This is a genomic window from Pseudomonas sp. B111 (assembly GCF_026428275.1).
GTDB classification, from domain to species: domain Bacteria; phylum Pseudomonadota; class Gammaproteobacteria; order Pseudomonadales; family Pseudomonadaceae; genus Pseudomonas; species Pseudomonas aeruginosa.
Genome location: NZ_CP097857.1, coordinates 5,380,494 through 5,400,786 on the forward strand (window position 1 = coordinate 5,380,494; position 20,293 = coordinate 5,400,786).

Annotated in this window: 14 protein-coding genes and 1 pseudogene; 4 read left to right on the top strand and 11 right to left on the bottom strand. The window is 61.2% G+C overall.

What is annotated here, in order from left to right; genetic code table 11:
• Positions 1–57: 57 nt before the first annotated feature.
• From M6E97_RS24915 to rpmH, 9 genes are all read right to left on the bottom strand, one after another.
• Positions 58–930, bottom strand: a complete 873-nt coding sequence (locus M6E97_RS24915) for a ParB/RepB/Spo0J family partition protein (RefSeq protein ID WP_023098282.1) — start codon at positions 928–930, stop codon at positions 58–60.
• 9 nt (positions 931–939) lie between these two features.
• Positions 940–1,728 (bottom strand): chromosome partitioning protein Soj, encoded by a 789-nt coding sequence (gene soj, locus M6E97_RS24920; protein ID WP_003097243.1) that lies wholly within the window; start codon positions 1,726–1,728, stop codon positions 940–942.
• Positions 1,729–1,746: 18 nt separating this feature from the next.
• A complete protein-coding gene (gene rsmG / locus M6E97_RS24925; RefSeq protein WP_003100242.1) occupies positions 1,747–2,391 on the bottom strand; it encodes a 16S rRNA (guanine(527)-N(7))-methyltransferase RsmG in 645 nt (214 codons plus the stop codon).
• Positions 2,391–4,283, bottom strand: coding sequence for a tRNA uridine-5-carboxymethylaminomethyl(34) synthesis enzyme MnmG (gene mnmG, locus M6E97_RS24930; RefSeq protein WP_003100244.1), 1,893 nt, complete (start codon positions 4,281–4,283; stop codon positions 2,391–2,393). The genes rsmG and mnmG overlap by 1 nt, the downstream gene beginning before the upstream one ends.
• Before the next feature lie 473 nt (positions 4,284–4,756).
• The gene (locus tag M6E97_RS24935) at positions 4,757–4,981 is read right to left on the bottom strand and encodes a hypothetical protein (protein WP_003097251.1); all 225 of its coding nucleotides are present in this window, start codon (positions 4,979–4,981) and stop codon (positions 4,757–4,759) included.
• 482 nt (positions 4,982–5,463) lie between these two features.
• Positions 5,464–6,831 (bottom strand): tRNA uridine-5-carboxymethylaminomethyl(34) synthesis GTPase MnmE, encoded by a 1,368-nt coding sequence (mnmE, locus tag M6E97_RS24940; RefSeq protein ID WP_003122297.1) that lies wholly within the window; start codon positions 6,829–6,831, stop codon positions 5,464–5,466.
• Positions 6,832–6,901: 70 nt separating this feature from the next.
• Positions 6,902–8,638: a membrane protein insertase YidC gene (yidC, locus tag M6E97_RS24945; RefSeq protein WP_003097255.1), complete on the bottom strand. Its 1,737-nt coding sequence runs from the start codon at positions 8,636–8,638 to the stop codon at positions 6,902–6,904.
• Between the two features lie 240 nt (positions 8,639–8,878).
• Complete coding sequence (gene rnpA / locus M6E97_RS24950; RefSeq protein WP_023092815.1) at positions 8,879–9,286, bottom strand: ribonuclease P protein component; 408 nt, start codon at positions 9,284–9,286, stop codon at positions 8,879–8,881.
• A 14-nt stretch (positions 9,287–9,300) separates the two neighbouring features.
• Positions 9,301–9,435 (bottom strand): 50S ribosomal protein L34, encoded by a 135-nt coding sequence (gene rpmH / locus M6E97_RS24955; protein ID WP_003100258.1) that lies wholly within the window; start codon positions 9,433–9,435, stop codon positions 9,301–9,303.
• Positions 9,436–9,960: 525 nt separating this feature from the next.
• On the opposite strand from rpmH, the gene dnaA reads away from it, so the two are divergent.
• The 4 genes and pseudogenes from dnaA (at position 9,961) to gyrB (ending at position 16,173) form a co-directional block, all read left to right on the top strand.
• On the top strand, positions 9,961–11,505 hold the full coding sequence (gene dnaA / locus M6E97_RS24960) for a chromosomal replication initiator protein DnaA (RefSeq protein WP_023083824.1): 1,545 nt from the start codon (positions 9,961–9,963) through the stop codon (positions 11,503–11,505).
• Between the two features lie 28 nt (positions 11,506–11,533).
• Positions 11,534–12,637 (top strand): DNA polymerase III subunit beta, encoded by a 1,104-nt coding sequence (gene dnaN, locus M6E97_RS24965; protein WP_003097262.1) that lies wholly within the window; start codon positions 11,534–11,536, stop codon positions 12,635–12,637.
• Between the two features lie 9 nt (positions 12,638–12,646).
• A pseudogene (gene recF / locus M6E97_RS24970) lies at positions 12,647–13,749 on the top strand (DNA replication/repair protein RecF).
• Positions 13,750–13,752: 3 nt separating this feature from the next.
• On the top strand, positions 13,753–16,173 hold the full coding sequence (gyrB, locus tag M6E97_RS24975) for a DNA topoisomerase (ATP-hydrolyzing) subunit B (RefSeq protein WP_003097268.1): 2,421 nt from the start codon (positions 13,753–13,755) through the stop codon (positions 16,171–16,173).
• A 209-nt stretch (positions 16,174–16,382) separates the two neighbouring features.
• On the opposite strand, the gene M6E97_RS24980 is transcribed toward gyrB, so the two are convergent.
• Together M6E97_RS24980 and M6E97_RS24985 are read right to left on the bottom strand one after the other, a co-directional pair.
• A protein-coding gene (locus M6E97_RS24980; protein WP_088169868.1) for an IS3-like element ISPa32 family transposase occupies positions 16,383–17,521 on the bottom strand; the annotation gives its coding sequence in 2 pieces (ribosomal slippage) (positions 16,383–17,272 and positions 17,272–17,521; 1,140 coding nt in all).
• Positions 17,522–17,631: 110 nt separating this feature from the next.
• Positions 17,632–20,049, bottom strand: coding sequence for a helicase-related protein (locus M6E97_RS24985; RefSeq protein WP_049311444.1), 2,418 nt, complete (start codon positions 20,047–20,049; stop codon positions 17,632–17,634).
• Positions 20,050–20,293 lie beyond the last annotated feature (244 nt).

The window sequence follows — 20,293 nt, forward strand, 5'->3', positions numbered from 1 at the left end:
CCCCCTGTTCAACTGGCTGGTAGTGATTTCCGACTACCCGCTACAACCCAAAGTGTGTCAACGGATGTGGGCGAGAACGCCCTGCAGTTCATCCAGGGAGCTGTAGCGGATGACCAGCTGTCCCTTGCCCTTCTGACCATGCCGGATCTGCACCGAAGCGCCCAGGCGCTCGGCCAGGCGCTGTTCCAGGCGGGCGATGTCCGGGTCGCTCTTGACCGGTCCCGCAGGCTTGCTCGGGGCATGCGTCCACTGCCGAACCAGGGCTTCGGTCTGACGTACGGTCAGCCCATGTGCGACAACATGTCGCGCCCCTTCCACCTGCCGTTCTGCCGGCAGACCGAGGAGCGCACGGGCATGGCCCATTTCCAGGTCGCCATGGGAAAGCAGGGTCTTGATCTCTTCCGGCAGGCCGATCAGGCGCAGCAGGTTGGTAATGGTCGCGCGCGACTTGCCGACCGCTTCCGCGACCTGCTGCTGGGTCAGCTGGAACTCCTGCTGCAGGCGTTGCAGGGCAGCGGCTTCCTCGATCGGGTTGAGGTCCTCGCGCTGGATGTTCTCGATCAGCGCCATGGCGATGGCCGCTTCGTCCGGCACGTCGCGCACCAGCGCCGGGATCTTTTCCAGTCCGGCCTGCTGGCTGGCCCGCCAGCGCCGCTCGCCGGCGATGATCTCGTAGCGGCTATTGGCGATCGGCCGCACCACGATGGGCTGCATCACGCCCTGGGCCTTGATCGACTGCGCCAGTTCCTCCAGCGCCTGAGGGTCCATGTCGCGACGCGGCTGGTACTTGCCGCGCTGCATCAGGTCGAGGGGGATCTGCTGCAACTCGCGGCGGTCGGCCTGTACGGCTTCTTCCTGCAGTTTGGCGGGACTCGAGCCGCCCAGCAGGGCATCGAGCCCGCGTCCCAGTCCACGTTTCTTGGCTGCCATGCGGGTTCCTTATGCGGTTGCGGCGCGGCCTTTGGCGCGCTGGCGGCGGACCAGCTCGCCGGCCAGCGCCAGGTAGGCGATGGCGCCGCGGGATTGCTTGTCGTAAACCAGCGCCGGCATGCCGAAGCTGGGGGCTTCGGCGAGGCGCACGTTACGCGGGATGACGGTGCTGTAGAGGGTGTCGCCGAAATGCTCCTGCAACTGCGCGGAGACATCGTTGGTCAGGCTGATGCGCGGATCGTACATGGTCCGCAACAGCCCCTCGATCTTCAGCGTCGGGTTGAGCAACTGGCCGATGCGCTGGATGCTGTTCATCAGGTCGGTCAGCCCCTCCAGCGCGTAGTACTCGCACTGCATGGGGATGATCACGCCGTCGGCGGCGGTCAGCGCGTTGACGGTGAGCATCGACAGCGACGGCGGGCAGTCGATGAGGATGTAGTCGTAGTTCTCGCGGATCGGCGCCAGCGCGTTGCGCAGGCGATTTTCCTTCATGTCCATTTCCAGCAGCACCACTTCCGCGGCGGTCAGGTCGCGGTTGGCCGGCAACAACTGGTAGCCGCCGTGTTCGGAGAACTGCATGGCCTCGGCGAGGTTGCACTCACCGGTGAGCACGTCGTAGATGGAGTGCTCCAGGTTGTGCTTGTCGATGCCGCTGCCGGTGGTGGCGTTGCCCTGGGGATCCAGGTCCAGCAGGAGGACGCGGCGCTTGGTCGCCACGAGGGAGGCCGCGAGGTTGATACAGGTCGTGGTCTTGCCGACACCGCCTTTCTGGTTGGCGATCGCGAATACCTTAGCCATGGTTATCCCTGTTCCCCCTCATGCTGTGCGCCGCAGTATCAGCAGATGCCGCTGACCTTGGCAACCGGGTACCGCCAGCGCGTGCTCGGCTTCGACCCGGAAATCCTCCGGGAGTGCCGCCAGCTCTTCGTTCGGATGCACGCCCTTCATCGCCAGCCAGCGGGTTTCCTGGCCACCGAGGTGGCGGGTCCAGTTGGCGAAGTCCTCCAGGCTGCTGAAAGCGCGGGAAACGATGCCATCGAAGGGGCTCTCGGGACGGAAGGCTTCCACCCGGCTGTGCACGACTTCGAGGTTGGCCAGCTTCAGCTCGAGCTTCACCTGGGTCAGGAAGCGGGTCTTCTTGCCGTTGCTGTCGAGCAAGGTCAGGCGCTTTTCCGGGAACAGGATGGCCAGCGGCACGCCGGGCATGCCGCCGCCGCTGCCGACATCCAGCCAGTTATCCCCAGCCTCGGCGTAAGGCACGATGCTCAGGCTGTCGAGCAGGTGGCGCGAAACCATCTCGTCCGGGTCGCGTACGGCGGTCAGGTTGTAGGCCTTGTTCCATTTGATCAGCAGGGCCAAGTAGGCCAGCAGCTGGCGTTGCTTGTCGGCGTCGAGGGCGACGCCTAGCTCGTCAGCACCGCGCGCGAGTTCGTCGGCGTGGTGTTGGGTTACCGCAGACATCAAGCGCTCTGCTCCAGTTGGCGGCCAGAGGCACGCTTCTTCAGGTGGATCAACAACAGCGAAATCGCAGCCGGCGTGACGCCGGGGATTCGCGAAGCCTGTCCGAGGGTTTCCGGACGGGCCTGGTTCAGCTTGTTCTGGATTTCCTTCGACAGGCCGGAAATCCCCAGGTAATCGATATCCACAGGCAGGCGGGTATCTTCGCTGGCGCGCAGCCGGGCGATTTCCTCCTGCTGGCGGTCGATGTAGCCGGCGTACTTGGTGCGAATCTCCACCTGCTCGGCCACCTGGGGGTTATCCACAGCGTCGCCGGTGATCTCCACCAGGCCGGCGTAATCGATCTCGGGGCGGCTCAGCAGGTTGAGCAGGTTGTATTCATGGGTCAGCGGCGTACCGAAGCGCTCGGCGATGGCGTCGCCCTGCGGGGTATTCGGCCGCACCCAGGTGCTCTTCAGCCGCTGTTCCTCGCGTTCGATACCTTCGCGCTTGGCTTCGAAGGCAGCCCAGCGCCGATCGTCGACAAGGCCCAGCTCGCGTCCCTTCTCGGTGAGACGCAGGTCGGCGTTGTCCTCGCGGAGGATCAGGCGGTATTCCGCCCGCGAGGTGAACATGCGGTACGGCTCCTGGGTGCCGAGCGTGATCAGGTCGTCCACCAGCACGCCGATGTAGGCCTCGTCGCGGCGCGGGCACCAGCTGTCCTTGCCTTGCGAACGCAACGCAGCATTGGCGCCGGCCAGCAGGCCCTGGGCGCCAGCTTCCTCGTAGCCGGTGGTGCCGTTGATCTGGCCGGCGAAGAACAGGCCGCCGATGACCTTGGTCTCCAGGCTGTACCTGAGATCGCGGGGATCGAAGAAGTCGTACTCGATCGCATAGCCCGGCCGCACGATGTGGGCGTTTTCCATGCCACGGATGGAACGCACGATCTGCAGTTGCACGTCGAACGGCAGGGACGTGGAAATGCCGTTGGGATACAGCTCGTGGGTCGTCAGGCCTTCCGGCTCGAGGAAGACCTGGTGGCTTTCCTTGTCGGCGAAGCGATGGATCTTGTCTTCGATCGAAGGGCAGTAGCGCGGGCCGATGCCTTCGATCACACCGGAATACATCGGCGAACGATCGAGATTGGCGGCGATGATCTCGTGGGTCCGGGCGTTGGTATGGGTGATCCAGCAACTGACCTGCTCGGGATGCTGTTCCTTCGAACCGAGGAAGGACATCACCGGGATCGGCGTGTCGCCCGGCTGCTCGGTCATCACCGAGAAGTCCACGCTGCGCCCGTCGATCCGCGGCGGCGTACCGGTCTTCAGCCGGCCGACCCGCAGCGGCAATTCACGCAGACGACGCGCCAGTGCGATGGACGGCGGGTCGCCGGCGCGTCCGCCTGAGTAGTTCTCCAGGCCGATGTGGATAAGTCCGCCGAGGAAGGTGCCGGTAGTCAGGACCACGTTGTCGGCATGGAAGCGCAGTCCCATCTGGGTCACTACGCCGCGGACCTGATCCTGCTCGACGATCAGGTCGTCGCAGGCCTGCTGGAATATCCACAGGTTCGGCTGGTTTTCCAGTGTATGGCGGATAGCGGCCTTATAGAGCACGCGATCGGCTTGTGCACGAGTGGCGCGCACTGCCGGCCCCTTGCGGCTGTTAAGGATGCGGAACTGGATACCGCCCTTGTCGGTGGCTTCGGCCATGGCGCCGCCAAGGGCGTCGATTTCCTTGACCAGATGGCTCTTGCCGATGCCGCCGATGGCGGGGTTGCAGCTCATCTGCCCCAGGGTTTCCACATTGTGGGTCAACAGCAGGGTTTTCACACCCATGCGCGCAGCCGCGAGTGCGGCTTCGGTGCCTGCATGGCCACCGCCGATCACGATTACGTCAAAACGGGTAGGGAAATCCACCACGCACCTCGGCCTGTTCAGAAGCAGGAATTCAGGAAAGCCGGACAGTATAAGGATTTAGCGAACCTGAATGAAGACTCCTGGACAAAAAATAGCCAATCCAGATCGAGGGAGCAAAACGGCTCGGCGGGCTTACAAAAAATAAAAGGAAAGGAATGTTTATATCTTTTTAGAACTTGTGTTTATTACTTAGCAGCGGCTTTTCTGTTGATAAGTACGTCGAGCCCAGTAAAGACATAGCCTGTAGCGAATGATAAGGCTGTCCCAAACCCTATCTGGGCCCTGTTGATAAGCGTTTTTTAGCTGTGGATGGAATGGCTCGTTATCAACATGTGGAGTTATGCACAGAGCTTCGGCGGGTTTATCTACTCTCCTGTCCCTGGGGTTTTCCACAGGTTTCAGGCGAGCGTATCCGGGCCGCGGCAGGACCGCAGCCAGGTAGGAAGAAGGAGGTGGAAAGGCGTGGGAAAGGCTCAGTCGTTGCCGCTTTCCAGCGTATCGATGGATGACGACAGGCGCTCGAAGCGGCGCTTGGCGGAGACCTGGAAATCCCGCTCGGAGCCCTCGTTAGCGGGTTTGCGCAGCAGTAGCCGAGCACTGAGCCCGCTAGTGCGGTCGTAACTGCCGAACCAGTCGATCATCTGTCCGACATGGCATTCGCCGCCGAGCCATACCGCCAGGTTGGCTACGATCTCCATGTTGTAGTGTCCGAGTGCTCGCCCTGGGACGCCTTGGGAGCCGAAGGCGAGGGCCGCGCCTGGCCGGTATCGACGGAGTCCAGGGTCTGCAACAGCTCTTTTCGCAGAATCTCTTCCAGGCTTGTGGGTAAATCGCTTACCGGGTTGTCTTGCGTGCACGGAACGTCCCGGCGCGTGGCGATAGCGCCAGGCGAGACAACGGGATAGATACGCCGTTCGAGAGGGAGATTGACCACAGCGCAGCGCCTTCGCGGACTCCGGATCGGAGCGCGGTGCCTGTGCATAAACCTCTCCCAGGTGGATATCCATCCCATGCAGACCGACATCGGCGCAGATGGTTTTCTCGGGGACGAAGCGGCGCGCCGGCAATCCATGCCTGCGTGGTTGAGTGTCGGCGGCAAGGGGCACAGTGAAAGGAAAGTACGCAGAACCGGAGCGAACCTTGCCCTGGTTATCCACAACTCGGCGTGGGCCGAGCCCCATTACTTGCCGATGCAGAAACTCGAGAAGATGCGACCCAGCAGGTCGTCGGGGGTGAATGCGCCGGTGATTTCACCCAGGTGCTGCTGGGCCTGGCGCAGATCCTCGGCCAGCAGCTCGCCTGCGCCATTGTGGATAAGTTGGCTGTGGCCATGCTCCAGCGCCTGGCCAGCCTGGCGCAGCGCCTCCAGGTGGCGCCGGCGGGCGCTGAAACCGCTTTCCGCGGTCTGTTCGAAGCCCATGCAGGCCTTCAGGTGTTCGCGCAGCAGCTCCAGGCCGGCGCCGGTGCGCGCCGAGAGGGTGATGGTGACGTGGCCGTCCGCGCTTTCCTCGAGGCCAATGGACTCTGTGGACAAATCCGCCTTGTTGCGGATCAGGGTGACCTTGCCCGGTTCCGGTCGCTGGTCGAGAAACTCCGGCCATAGGGAAAACGGGTCCGCTGCTTCCGGGGCGGTGGCGTCCACCACCAGCAGCACGCGATCGGCTTCGCCGATGGCTTTCAGCGCACGTTCCACGCCGATCTTTTCCACATGGTCCTCGGTATCCCGCAGGCCTGCGGTGTCCACCACATGCAGGGGCATGCCATCGATGTGGATATGTTCGCGCAGTACATCGCGGGTGGTGCCGGCTATGTCCGTGACGATGGCCGCCTCGCGACCGGCCAGGGCATTCAGCAGGCTGGACTTGCCGGCATTCGGTCGTCCGGCGATGACCACGGTCATGCCGTCGCGCAGCAGGGCGCCTTGGGAAGCTTCGCGCTGCACTGTGGATAATTCTGTGCGTACTTTTTCCAGAAGCCCCAGTACATGGCCATCGGCGAGGAAGTCGATTTCTTCCTCGGGGAAGTCGATGGCGGCTTCGACATAGATGCGCAGGGAAATCAGTTGCTCGGTCAATGCATGTACCCGGCGCGAGAATTCGCCCTGCAGGGAACGCAATGCATTGCGCGCGGCCTGCTCCGAGCTGGCCTCGATCAGATCGGCGATGGCTTCGGCCTGGGCCAGGTCGAGCTTGTCGTTGAGGAACGCGCGCTCGCTGAACTCGCCCGGTCGCGCCTGGCGGGCACCCAGTTCCAGACAACGCTGCACCAGCAGGTCGAGTACCACGGGGCCGCCGTGCCCCTGCAGTTCGAGTACGTCTTCGCCGGTGAACGAGTTCGGGCCGGGGAAATACAGTGACAGGCCTTCGTCGATCACCTGCCCACCGGCATCGAGGAACGGTCCGTAATGCGCATGCCGGGCTTTCAGCTGGCGTCCGCTCACGGCCACGGCCATCTGTCCGGCGAGGGGGCCGGAGACGCGGACGATTCCCACGCCGCCGCGGCCCTGGGCAGTAGCTATCGCGACGATGGTTTCGGTGGCGGCTTGCATGTGGATATCTCCGGATAGCAAGACGCCCCTCGAGGGGGCGTCTTGTTGTGGACAGTTTTCGCGATAGACGTCAGGCGGTCTTCGCGGCTGCCTCGATCTTGCGGGTAATGTACCACTGCTGAGCGATCGACAGGCAGTTGTTGACCACCCAGTACAGCACCAGACCGGCTGGGAACCAGAGGAAGAAGAAGGTGAAGATGATCGGCATCAGCTTCATCACCTTGGCCTGCATCGGGTCCGGCGGGGTCGGGTTGAGCATCTGCTGGATCAGCATGGTGCCGCCCATGACGATCGGCAGGATGAAGAACGGATCCTTCACCGACAGGTCGGTGATCCAGCCGAGCCACGGCGCCTGGCGCATTTCCACGCTTTCCAGGAGTACCCAGTAGAGGGAGAGGAAGACCGGCATCTGGACCAGGATCGGCAGGCAGCCGCCCAGCGGATTGATCTTCTCCTTCTTGTACAGCTCCATCATCGCCTGGGACATCTTCTGCCGATCGTCGCCGTGCTGTTCCTTGATCGCCTGCATCTTCGGCGACACCGCGCGCATGCGCGCCATCGAACGGTAGCTGGCGGCGGACAACGGGAAGAAGGCCAGCTTGATCAGGACGGTCAGGGCGATGATCGACCAGCCCCAGTTGCCGATCAGGCTGTGGATATGTTGCAGCAGCCAGAAGATCGGCTGGGCGATGAACCAGAGGAAACCGTAGTCGACGGTCAGTTCCAGGCCCGGGGAGAGTTCCTTCAGGTGCTTCTGGAGTTTCGGGCCGGCATACAGGGTCAGGTCGGTTTCCACCTTGCTACCCGCCGGAACGCTCAGGGTCGGGCCGGTGAAACCGACGATGTAGTTGCCCTGGCCGTCCTTGCGGGTCATGACCTGGTGCTGCTCGCCCTTGGTCGGAACCCAGGCGGTCACGAAGTAGTGTTGCAGCCAGGCGACCCAGCCACCCTGCACGGACTCCTTGAACTGTTCCTTGTCCATGTCCTTGGTGGAGATCTTCTTGTACGGCGAATCCGGGGTCCAGACCGCGGCGCCGAGGTAGGTGGACACCCCGGTGGCGGTGGTCGAGGACGGGTCGGCGCTGCCGTCGCGCTTGAGCTGGGCGAACAGGTTGCCGCTCCAGGTCTTGCCGCTCTGGTTGTCGATCAGGTAGCTGACGCCGACCTGATAGGCGTTTTCATTGATGCACTCGATCTTCTTCTGAGCCTTTTCCTTGTCCGAGCAATCGGCTTTCAGGCCACGGTGGAAGGTGAAGCGCTTGATGTAGTTGACACCGTCGTGGCTGAAGCTCAGGTCCACGACCAGTTCGTTCTGGCCGTCGGCCAACTGGTAGCTGCTCTGCGCACTGTGGAACAGCGGGCGGCCGGCGCTGCTGGCGTCCGGGCCGTCGGCACCGGTGAGGCCGCTCTGCGCCAGGTAGGTACGTTCGCGACCGTTGTCGAACAGCGGGAACGGCACGTCCGGACGGTCCAGGCGGCGCGGATACTGCAACAGGCCGAGCTGGACGATATCGCCGCCACGGGGATCGATGGCCAGGTCGAGGACGTCGGTCTTCACCTGGATCAGCTTGTCGCTGACCGCAACCGGCTTGTCGGCGGCTTCGCTGCCGGCCGCGCTGCTCTGGGCAGTGGGAACGTCACTGCTGGTGCCCGAGGCGGACGGAGTGTCCGGCAGGCCTTGCGTGGTGTTCATCGAAGCGCTGGCGGCGGGCAGCTCAGGCTGACCGTAATCCTTGTTCCACTGGAGAACCAGCAGGTAGGACACGACTGCAAGGGCGACGATGAGAATCGAGCGTTGAATGTCCATGGTTACTCGGCCATCGAGAAAGGGCGGTGCTTGAAGGAAACTGACAGTAGCAGATCGCGGCTACGGGATTGCCAGTGATGGAGCCGAGTGGAGGAAACCGCACTCGGGCGACCATTGCGTCGCGGGCCATGCTGCGCGATAGCCTCGTACGCTAGGGAAGTACAACTTGGCTGGGAACGACGGTGCCGGGTCATCGAAGGGGGGATGACACTACAGGGATCGGGATGCGCGGGCATCGACCTATGCATGAGTACCGTCGGCCACGCCAGGGGCGTCAGCAGGGCTTTCCGTGCGAGGTCGATTGCGCAACAGGCGTTTCCAGAGCTTGCCGAACTGCTGGTGCAGCTCCGGATTTTCCAGTTCGCCCAGGCCTTTGCGCGCGATCACCACGATATCCCAGCCAGCCAGGACTTCCTGGTTATGGCGGAACGATTCGCGGATCAGGCGTTTGAGGCGATTGCGCTGGACGGCGAGCTTGACGTTCTTCTTGCCGATCACCAGGCCCAGGCGGGGGTGATCGAGACCGTTCTCGCGCGCCAGCAGCAGGACGTGCTTGCCGGGGACCTTGCCGGTCGGAGAGTCGAAGACTGCGCTGAATTGCCGGGCTGTCAGTAGACGCTTGTCCCGGTCGAAGTCCCGACTCACCACCCGTACCGGATAAATCAGACGGTCAGACGCTTACGGCCTTTGGCGCGACGACGCGACAGAACCTGACGGCCGTTCTTGGTGGCCATACGGGCGCGGAAACCGTGGACGCGAGCGCGCTTGAGGGTGCTGGGTTGGAAAGTACGTTTCATGATTCGGTACCTGGGTTGACGACTTGAGGTCGCAGTGACCCCGTTTAAAGAGACCGGCGATTCTAGTGAAATCGAACGGGCAGGTCAATTTCCAACCAGCGATGACGTAATAGATAGATACAAGGAAGTCATTTTTCTTTTAAAGGATAGAAACGGTTAATGCTCTTGGGACGGCGCTTTTCTGTGCATAACTCGACGAAGCCCAGCAACTGCGTGTTTCTCCGGCAGGCAAAAGGTTGTCGAGAACCGGTGTCGAGGCTGTTTCCTTCCTGAGCGAAGCCTGGGGATGAACGAGATGGTTATCCACAGCGGTTTTTTCCACACGGCTGTGCGCAGGGATGTACCCCCTTCAAAGCAAGGGTTATCCACAAAGTACAGGACGACCGTCCGTCGGCCTGCCTGCTTTTATTAAGGTCTTGATTTGCTTGGGGCCTCAGCGCATCGGCATGTGGATAAGTCCGGCCCGTCCGGCTACAATAGGCGCTTATTTCGTTGTGCCGCCTTTCCAATCTTTGGGGGATATCCGTGTCCGTGGAACTTTGGCAGCAGTGCGTGGATCTTCTCCGCGATGAGCTGCCGTCCCAACAATTCAACACCTGGATCCGTCCCTTGCAGGTCGAAGCCGAAGGCGACGAATTGCGTGTGTATGCACCCAACCGTTTCGTCCTCGATTGGGTGAACGAGAAATACCTCGGTCGGCTTCTGGAACTGCTCGGTGAACGCGGCGAGGGTCAGTTGCCCGCCCTTTCCTTATTAATAGGCAGCAAGCGTAGCCGTACGCCGCGCGCCGCCATCGTCCCATCGCAGACCCACGTGGCTCCCCCGCCTCCGGTTGCTCCGCCGCCGGCGCCAGTGCAGCCGGTATCGGCCGCGCCCGTGGTGGTGCCACGTGAAGAGCTGCCGCCAGTGACGACGGCTCCCAGCGTGTCGAGCGACCCCTACGAGGCGGAAGAACCCAGCATTGATCCGCTGGCCGCCGCCATGCCGGCCGGAGCCGCGCCTGCGGTACGCACCGAGCGCAACGTCCAGGTCGAAGGCGCGCTGAAGCACACCAGCTATCTCAACCGTACCTTCACCTTCGAGAACTTCGTCGAGGGCAAGTCCAACCAGTTGGCCCGTGCCGCCGCCTGGCAGGTGGCGGACAACCTCAAGCACGGCTACAACCCGCTGTTCCTCTACGGTGGCGTCGGCCTGGGCAAGACCCACCTGATGCATGCGGTGGGCAACCACCTGCTGAAGAAGAACCCGAACGCCAAGGTGGTTTACCTGCATTCGGAACGTTTCGTCGCGGACATGGTGAAGGCCTTGCAGCTCAACGCCATCAACGAATTCAAGCGCTTCTACCGCTCGGTGGACGCACTGTTGATCGACGACATCCAGTTCTTCGCCCGTAAGGAGCGCTCCCAGGAGGAGTTCTTCCACACCTTCAATGCCCTTCTCGAAGGCGGCCAGCAGGTGATCCTCACCAGCGACCGCTATCCGAAGGAAATCGAAGGCCTGGAAGAGCGGCTGAAGTCCCGCTTCGGCTGGGGCCTGACGGTGGCCGTCGAGCCGCCGGAACTGGAAACCCGGGTGGCGATCCTGATGAAGAAGGCCGAGCAGGCGAAGATCGAGCTGCCGCACGATGCGGCCTTCTTCATCGCCCAGCGCATCCGTTCCAACGTGCGCGAACTGGAAGGTGCGCTGAAGCGGGTGATCGCCCACTCGCACTTCATGGGCCGGCCGATCACCATCGAGCTGATTCGCGAGTCGCTGAAGGACCTGTTGGCCCTTCAGGACAAGCTGGTCAGCATCGACAACATCCAGCGCACCGTCGCCGAGTACTACAAGATCAAGATATCCGATCTGTTGTCCAAGCGGCGTTCGCGCTCGGTGGCGCGCCCGCGCCAGGTGGCCATGGCGCTCTCCAAGGAGCTGACCAACCACAGCCTGCCGGAGATCGGCGTGGCCTTCGGCGGTCGGGATCACACCACGGTGTTGCACGCCTGTCGTAAGATCGCTCAACTTAGGGAATCCGACGCGGATATCCGCGAGGACTACAAGAACCTGCTGCGTACCCTGACAACCTGACGCAGCCCACGAGGCAAGGGACTAGACCATGCATTTCACCATTCAACGCGAAGCCCTGTTGAAACCGCTGCAACTGGTCGCCGGCGTCGTGGAACGCCGCCAGACATTGCCGGTTCTCTCCAACGTCCTGCTGGTGGTCGAAGGCCAGCAACTGTCGCTGACCGGCACCGACCTCGAGGTCGAGCTGGTTGGTCGCGTGGTACTGGAAGATGCCGCCGAACCCGGCGAGATCACCGTACCGGCGCGCAAGCTGATGGACATCTGCAAGAGCCTGCCGAACGACGTGCTGATCGACATCCGTGTCGAAGAGCAGAAACTCCTGGTGAAGGCCGGGCGTAGCCGCTTCACCCTGTCCACCCTGCCGGCCAACGATTTCCCCACCGTAGAGGAAGGTCCCGGCTCGCTGAACTTCAGCATTGCCCAGAGCAAGCTGCGTCGCCTGATCGACCGCACCAGCTTCGCCATGGCCCAGCAGGACGTGCGTTACTACCTCAACGGCATGCTGCTGGAAGTGAACGGTGGCACCCTGCGCTCCGTCGCCACCGACGGCCACCGACTGGCCATGTGCTCGCTGGATGCGCAGATCCCGTCGCAGGACCGCCACCAGGTGATCGTGCCGCGCAAAGGCATCCTCGAACTGGCTCGTCTGCTCACCGAGCAGGACGGCGAAGTCGGCATCGTCCTGGGCCAGCACCATATCCGTGCCACCACTGGCGAATTCACCTTCACTTCGAAGCTGGTGGACGGCAAGTTCCCGGACTACGAACGCGTACTGCCGCGCGGTGGCGACAAGCTGGTGGTCGGCGACCGCCAGCAACTGCGCGAAGCCTTCAGCCGTACCGCGATCCTCTCCAACGAAAAGTACCGCGGCATTCGCCTGCAGCTTTCCAACGGTTTGCTGAAAATCCAGGCGAACAACCCGGAGCAGGAGGAGGCCGAGGAAGAAGTGCAGGTCGAGTACAACGGCGGCAACCTGGAGATCGGCTTCAACGTCAGTTACCTGCTCGACGTGCTGGGTGTGATCGGTACCGAGCAGGTCCGCTTCATCCTTTCCGATTCCAACAGCAGCGCCCTGGTCCACGAGGCCGACAATGACGATTCTGCCTATGTCGTCATGCCGATGCGCCTCTAATCACGCTGAATGTCCCTGACCCGCGTTTCGGTCACCGCGGTGCGCAACCTGCACCCGGTGACCCTCTCCCCCTCCCCTCGCATCAACATCCTCTACGGCGATAATGGCAGCGGCAAGACCAGTGTGCTCGAAGCCATCCACCTGCTGGGCCTGGCGCGTTCATTCCGCAGTGCGCGCTTGCAGCCGGTGATCCAGTATGAGGAAGCGGCCTGCACCGTATTCGGCCAGGTGATGTTGGCCAACGGCATCGCCAGCAACCTGGGGATTTCCCGTGAGCGCCAGGGCGAGTTCACCATCCGCATCGATGGGCAGAATGCCCGGAGTGCGGCTCAATTGGCGGAAACTCTCCCACTGCAACTGATCAACCCGGACAGCTTTCGGTTGCTCGAGGGAGCGCCGAAGATCCGCCGACAGTTCCTCGATTGGGGAGTGTTCCACGTGGAACCTCGGTTTCTGCCCGTCTGGCAGCGCCTGCAGAAGGCGCTGCGCCAGCGGAACTCCTGGCTCCGGCATGGTAAACTGGACCCCGCGTCGCAAGCGGCCTGGGACCGGGAATTGAGCCTGGCCAGCGATGAGATCGATGCCTACCGCAGAAGCTATATCCAGGCGTTGAAACCGGTATTCGAGGAAACACTCGCCGAATTGGTTTCACTGGATGACCTGACCCTTAGCTACTACCGAGGCTGGGACAAGGACCGGGACCTCCTGGAGGTCCTGGCTTCCAGCCTGTTGCGCGACCAGCAGATGGGCCACACCCAGGCGGGACCGCAGCGTGCGGATCTTCGCATACGGTTGGCAGGTCATAACGCTGCGGAGATTCTCTCGCGCGGTCAGCAGAAGCTGGTGGTATGCGCCCTGCGCATCGCCCAAGGCCATCTGATCAATCGCGCCAAGCGCGGACAGTGCGTCTACCTGGTGGACGACCTGCCCTCGGAACTGGATGAGCAGCATCGAATGGCTCTTTGCCGCTTGCTTGAAGATTTGGGTTGCCAGGTATTCATCACCTGCGTGGACCCGCAACTATTGAAAGACGGCTGGCGCACGGATACGCCGGTATCCATGTTCCACGTGGAACATGGAAAAGTCTCTCAGACCACGACCATCGGGAGTGAAGCATGAGCGAGAACAACACGTACGACTCTTCCAGCATCAAGGTGCTGAAGGGGCTGGATGCCGTACGCAAGCGCCCCGGCATGTACATCGGCGACACCGACGATGGCACCGGTCTGCACCACATGGTGTTCGAGGTGGTGGATAACTCCATCGACGAAGCGCTGGCCGGTTACTGCAGCGAAATCAGCATCACCATCCATACGGATGAGTCGATCACTGTCCGCGACAATGGACGCGGTATTCCGGTGGATATCCACAAGGAAGAAGGGGTTTCTGCGGCGGAAGTGATCATGACCGTCCTCCACGCCGGCGGCAAGTTCGACGACAACACCTACAAGGTGTCCGGCGGCTTGCACGGTGTGGGCGTCTCGGTGGTGAACGCGCTTTCCCATGAGCTGCGCCTGACCATCCGTCGCCACAACAAGGTCTGGGAACAGGTCTACCACCACGGCGTTCCGCAGTTCCCACTGCGCGAAGTGGGCGAGACTGATGGCTCCGGTACCGAAGTTCACTTCAAGCCGTCCCCGGAGACCTTCAGCAACATCCACTTCAGTTGGGACATCCTGGCCAAGCGCATCCGCGAGCTGTCCTTCCTCAACTCCGGAGTCGGCATCCTGCTGCGCGACGAGCGTACCGGCAAGGAGGAGCTGTTCAAGTACGAAGGCGGTCTGAAGGCCTTCGTCGAGTACCTGAACACCAACAAGACCGCGGTGAACGAGGTATTCCACTTCAACGTCCAGCGTGAAGAGGACGGCGTGGGTGTGGAAGTCGCCTTGCAGTGGAACGACAGCTTCAACGAGAACCTGCTCTGCTTCACCAACAACATCCCGCAGCGTGACGGCGGCACCCACCTGGCCGGTTTCCGTTCGGCGCTGACGCGTAACCTGAACAACTACATCGAGGCCGAAGGCCTGGCGAAGAAGTTCAAGATCGCCACCACCGGCGACGATGCCCGCGAAGGCCTCACCGCGATCATCTCGGTGAAGGTACCGGACCCGAAGTTCAGCTCGCAGACCAAGGACAAGCTGGTCTCCTCCGAGGTGAAGACTGCGGTGGAACAGGAGATGGGCAAGTACTTCGCCGACTTCCTGCTGGAGAATCCCAACGAAGCCAAGGCCGTGGTCGGCAAGATGATCGACGCCGCCCGTGCCCGCGAGGCCGCGCGCAAGGCGCGCGAGATGACCCGCCGCAAGGGCGCGCTGGACATCGCCGGCCTGCCCGGCAAGCTGGCCGATTGCCAGGAAAAGGACCCGGCGCTCTCCGAACTGTACATCGTGGAGGGTGACTCCGCGGGCGGTTCCGCCAAGCAGGGCCGTAATCGCCGGACCCAGGCGATCCTGCCGCTCAAGGGCAAGATCCTCAACGTCGAGAAGGCACGCTTCGACAAGATGCTCTCCTCCCAGGAGGTCGGTACGCTGATCACCGCCCTGGGCTGTGGCATCGGCCGCGAGGAGTACAACATCGACAAGCTGCGCTACCACAACATCATCATCATGACCGATGCTGACGTCGACGGTTCGCACATCCGCACCCTGCTGTTGACCTTCTTCTTCCGCCAGATGCCCGAGCTGATCGAGCGTGGCTACATCTACATCGCCCAGCCCCCGTTGTACAAGGTCAAGCGCGGCAAGCAGGAGCAGTACATCAAGGACGACCAGGCCATGGAAGAGTACATGACCCAGTCGGCCCTGGAAGACGCCAGCCTGCACGTCAACGAGCACGCTCCGGGCCTGTCCGGGGCAGCGCTGGAGAAACTGGTCAACGAGTATCGCGGGGTGATCGCCACCCTCAAGCGCCTGTCGCGCCTGTACCCCCAGGAGCTGACCGAGCACTTCATCTACCTGCCTACCGTGTCGGTGGACGACCTGGCTAACGAGTCGGCCATGCAGGGCTGGTTGGAGAAGTTCCAGGCGCGCCTGACCGCCGCCGAGAAGTCTGGCCTGACCTACAAGGCCAGCCTGCGCGAAGACCGCGAGCGCCACCTCTGGCTGCCCGAGGTGGAACTGGTGGCCCACGGCCTGTCCAGCTACGTCACCTTCAACCGTGACTTCTTCGCCAGCAATGACTACCGCTCGGTGTCGCTGCTCGGCGACCAGCTGAACAGCCTGCTGGAAGACGGCGCCTACGTGCAGAAGGGTGAGCGCAAGCGCCCGATCAGCGCCTTCAAGGACGGCCTGGACTGGCTGATGGCCGAAGGTACCAAGCGCCACAGCATCCAGCGATACAAGGGGTTGGGCGAGATGAACCCTGAGCAGCTGTGGGAAACCACCATGGATCCGAACGTCCGGCGCATGCTCAAGGTGACCATCGAGGACGCCATCGCCGCCGACCAGATCTTCAACACCCTGATGGGCGATGCCGTGGAGCCGCGCCGCGACTTCATCGAAAGCAACGCGCTGGCGGTGTCGAACCTGGACGTGTGACAGGTTGTAGGCGGGCAAAGTTATTTGCCACTTCGGCCAGAGTTAAGCGGTTCGGCCAAAGTAATTTGCCTGTAGCTTGAAAGTAAAAGCCCCTGCTGACGCGAGTCCGCAGGGGCTTTTTGCTTAGCTGAGGTCTCTACTGGGCTGCGTTCCAATCGGCCAAGAAGGCAACAGTCAGGCGTGACCTGCCCCAGTTTTAGTACCGCTGCCTAGTTAGTAGGCCCTGGGGTTGATATTAATTTTTCCTGCTTCAGCTGCTGCTGGCGAGTTCGCCAACTTGCAGCAAATTCTGCCGGGGTGAGATTGCCAATCGCGCTGTGCGGTCGGTGTTCGTTGTAATCCCGCCGCCAGGCCACGATGCGGATTCTCGCTTCGGCCAGCGAACAGAACCAGTGCTCATTGAGGCATTCGTCCCGGAACTTACCGTTGAACGACTTGATGAAGGCATTCTGCGTGGGCTTACCAGGCTGAATCAGCTTCAGCTTGATGTCGCGCTGATAGGCCCATTGATCGAGTGCCTTGCCGGTGAACTCGGGCCCTTGGTCGGTGCGGCTCGCTTTCGGGTAGCCGCGAAACCGCGCCATCTCGTCCAGCGCCCGTGTGACGCGAAAGCCGCTGATACCGTGCTCCACCAGGATGCCGACCGACTCCTTGGTGAAGTCATCGACCACCGTCAGGCATTTGATCCGCCGCCCGGTGCTCAGTGCATCGAAGACGAAGTCCATCGACCAGACCTGGTTTGGTGCGCTCGGCAAACTCAGACGTTCGCGCTCCACCGCGACGCCATGGCGGCGGCGCCGCCGTTTCACCATCAAGCCGGCAGCGCGGTACAGGCGATAGATCCGCTTGTGGTTGACCTGCACGCCAGCACGCCGCAGCAGGATGTGCAGGCGGCGATAGCCAAAGCGCCGGCGCTCTTGGGCCAGTTCCACCAGTTGGGCTTGCAGCTCGGTGTTTTGCACACTGGCTCGCGGCTGGTAGCGCAACACCGAGCGGGACAGCCCGATCAACTGACAGGCACGACGCTCGGAGATGCCGGTTCGCGCCTGCATCTCCTGCACCGCCTCCCGCCGTGCTGTCGGGCTTACCCTTTTCCCCGGGCGACCACTTTCAGCGACTCGATGTCGAGGTGGGCCTCGGCGAGCAACTTCTTCAATCGGCTATTTTCCAGTTCAAGATCCTTCAACCGTTTGGCGTCCGCCACGGTCATACCGCCAAACTTCGCCCGCCAAGTGTAGAACGAGGCATCACTGAAGCCGTGTCGGCGACACAGTTCCTTCACCGGCACACCGGCCTCCGCCTGCTTGAGGAAGTCGAGAATCTGCTCTTCGGTAAAACGCTTTTTCACTGCCGTCTCCTGCTCGGAAAACGGACTCTACTAAGTTTGACGTGATACTGAAATCGGGGGGCAGGTCATCAGTAACCTGTTGATTTACAGGGGCAAGAGATCTTTTCGGGCTAGTGGATGTGTGTCCATCCTGCGGAGGCCCAGTCCAAATTCTCGGGTATTAGATAGCGGTTACTGGCATTAGCCAGTCGCTGGTTAGCCATTTCTTCAGCGACTTTGAACAGCAATTTGGAGGTATCAGTATCGGGGCTCTGGGGGCTGTGCTCGGCAGGTGTCAGCAGCCATTGGCTGGCCTTTGCAGGGTTCAGCTTGGCTTTGCCATCGTTCACCTGAATGGCTACAAACTCTTGCCGCATCCGTTTTCCCTGAGGGCCTTGCCAGCGCAGCATGGCTCCAAGCAGAGCACCCTCTTCTAGTTCTGGTGCTTTGAGCATTGCAGCCAGACCGCCAAAGTCGTACTCGCAGGCTTTGCCCAGCAGGTACTGCATCAGCTTGGAGTTGAGGTCGAGCATGTGGGTGTCTGGGCGATTGGCTGCCAGCATGCGATCCAAGGTCACATCCATACGCCGCGAGGCCTTCGGGGATAGCCCCATGTCGCGCATCACCTGCTCGGACAATCTGATACGCAAAAGCCGCTCTTTGTGGCTGCGCTCAGCGACCTCAATGCCCAATTGATCGAACATCCCAAGGACGAAGCTGTAGAGATGATCGACAGTAATTTCGAGCTCATCGCGCAGTTCATTGGGGTCGCTGGTGGCGGCATGGGCAAACAGCTCTCGTTGTTTAGCAGCAGCAGTACGCGCCTGCTTCAGCGCTTCGTCGATGCGCTCACGGGTGCGGTCTATGCCGAGTTTTGTTGCCTCTTGCAGGATGTCTTCTACGTCAATTAGCTCGGCCAGCTGGCCTAGGATTTCATCCTTCAAGCCTTCGTTGAACTCATGCCGCTGAATCTCGGCGAGGTCGGTAACCACGCTGTCGATGCGCTCATACATTAGGTCGACGATGTTCTGATCCAGGCTGTCGGTTTGCTGGATGTTGAACACAACAACCTTCTTTTTCTGGCCATAGCGATACAGGCGGCCAATGCGTTGTACGAGGCGCATTGGGTTCCAGGGCAGGTCATAGTTGACCATGACGTGGCATTTGCTCTGGAGGTTGATGCCTTCCCCACCTGCTTCGGTCGAAATCAGAAAGCGGCCTTGCTCCTCGAAGCGCTTGATGGCCTCGCGTCGCTCAGCATGTTGCATGGAGCCATTGATGAGCTCGACCTGGTCGCTGCCATAGTGGTCAGCAAGTGCTTCGCGCAGATAGTTTTGAGTGGTGCGGTATTCGGTAAAGATCAGCACCTTCTCATCGGCATTGGCAGCGTGGATCTTGCCGATGATGTCCTCGATAAACAGCTTTAGTTTGAGGTCGTTTGCTTTCAGTGCTGCTGCTTCGGCAATCAAGTCTTTAAGCAGCTGCACTTCACCAGCGAAGAACTCGCGGGCATCACTGGTGAACTGTTCTTCCCATTCACCCAGATAACGTTGGTCTCTGGGCTCTTCATCCGAGAGTCCGTTGGCCTCATCGTCGAGCAGGCGCTGAAGGCGGTTGCACAACGCCCGGTGAATAGCCGCCGCGCTGGAGGCTGCCAGCTTGCGGTAGACGGTCATCACGAAACCAATGGCGTTACCGGTTCGCCCCAGTGCTTCACCCGCGTCATAGCCTTTGCGCAGATAGTCCTGAAGGGTTTTATCGAATTCGATGGATTCCTTACTGCTGGGCACCTGCAAGGCACTGGTAATTTTGCCTTGGAAGATGAAGTTCCCTTCTGCATCCGTTACATCCGCCTTGTGATTGCGGAACACCATGTCATGTAGGATTTCTGGCTTGATGTTGAGAGCCATGAGGTCGGTGCGTCGCTCGGGGCGAAGCAGTTCCAGCAGCGCGACAAACTTGTCTTGCATGCCCTGGTGAGGGGTCGCACTTAGCAAAAGCATGTGCTCGGTTTGACTACGTAGGCTTTTCGCCAGGTCATAGCGCTCAGAGCTGTCCAGCTTCTGGCCGTACTGGCGACGGCTGAGTCGATGGCCTTCGTCAAATATCACCAGATCCCAGAGCTCAGCCTGGAGCAGGCTCTCCAAGTGACCCTCCTGCTTGAGTCGATCCATGGAGCCAATGACACAGTCGTGCATCTTCCATTGGCGAGGTTCGTTGATGAAAAAGTCCTCACCATAGATTTCAAAGTCTTCGATCTTGAACTTGTGGTACAGCTCTTCCTGCCACTGCTTGGTCAGGCCGGCGGGGGTAACCAGCAAGATGCGTTTGATCAGGTCTCGTTGCCGTAGCGCATGCAGGAGCATTCCGGTCTCAATGGTTTTCCCAAGGCCCACATCGTCAGCGATCAACCAGTTGTAGTTGCCGGAGGCGATAATGTGGTGTACCAAGTGAATCTGATGAGGTAGCGGTTCAATCTCTAGGTGAGAAAGGGCCCCCGTGTTTTCATTCCATACCTTGATGGCATGGGCGAGCATGCGCAGTCGCATGCGTTCCGCATCGACCGCTTCGCCTTTACTGGCAGTGACAAACCGATGCTTAACGCCCTTCACCTGACGCAGGTACTGATAGGGCAGCCAATGGCGTTCGCCTCGCTCAGGAAAGTCGACAAGGACTTGCTCGCTTCCCGCCAAGGTACGTTGCTGCATGATCACGCCCTGCCCTAGTGAGCGAACACCGCTACCAGGTGTTTCGTCGACTACGTCCATGCCATTTTGAAAGCCTGAGCGCACG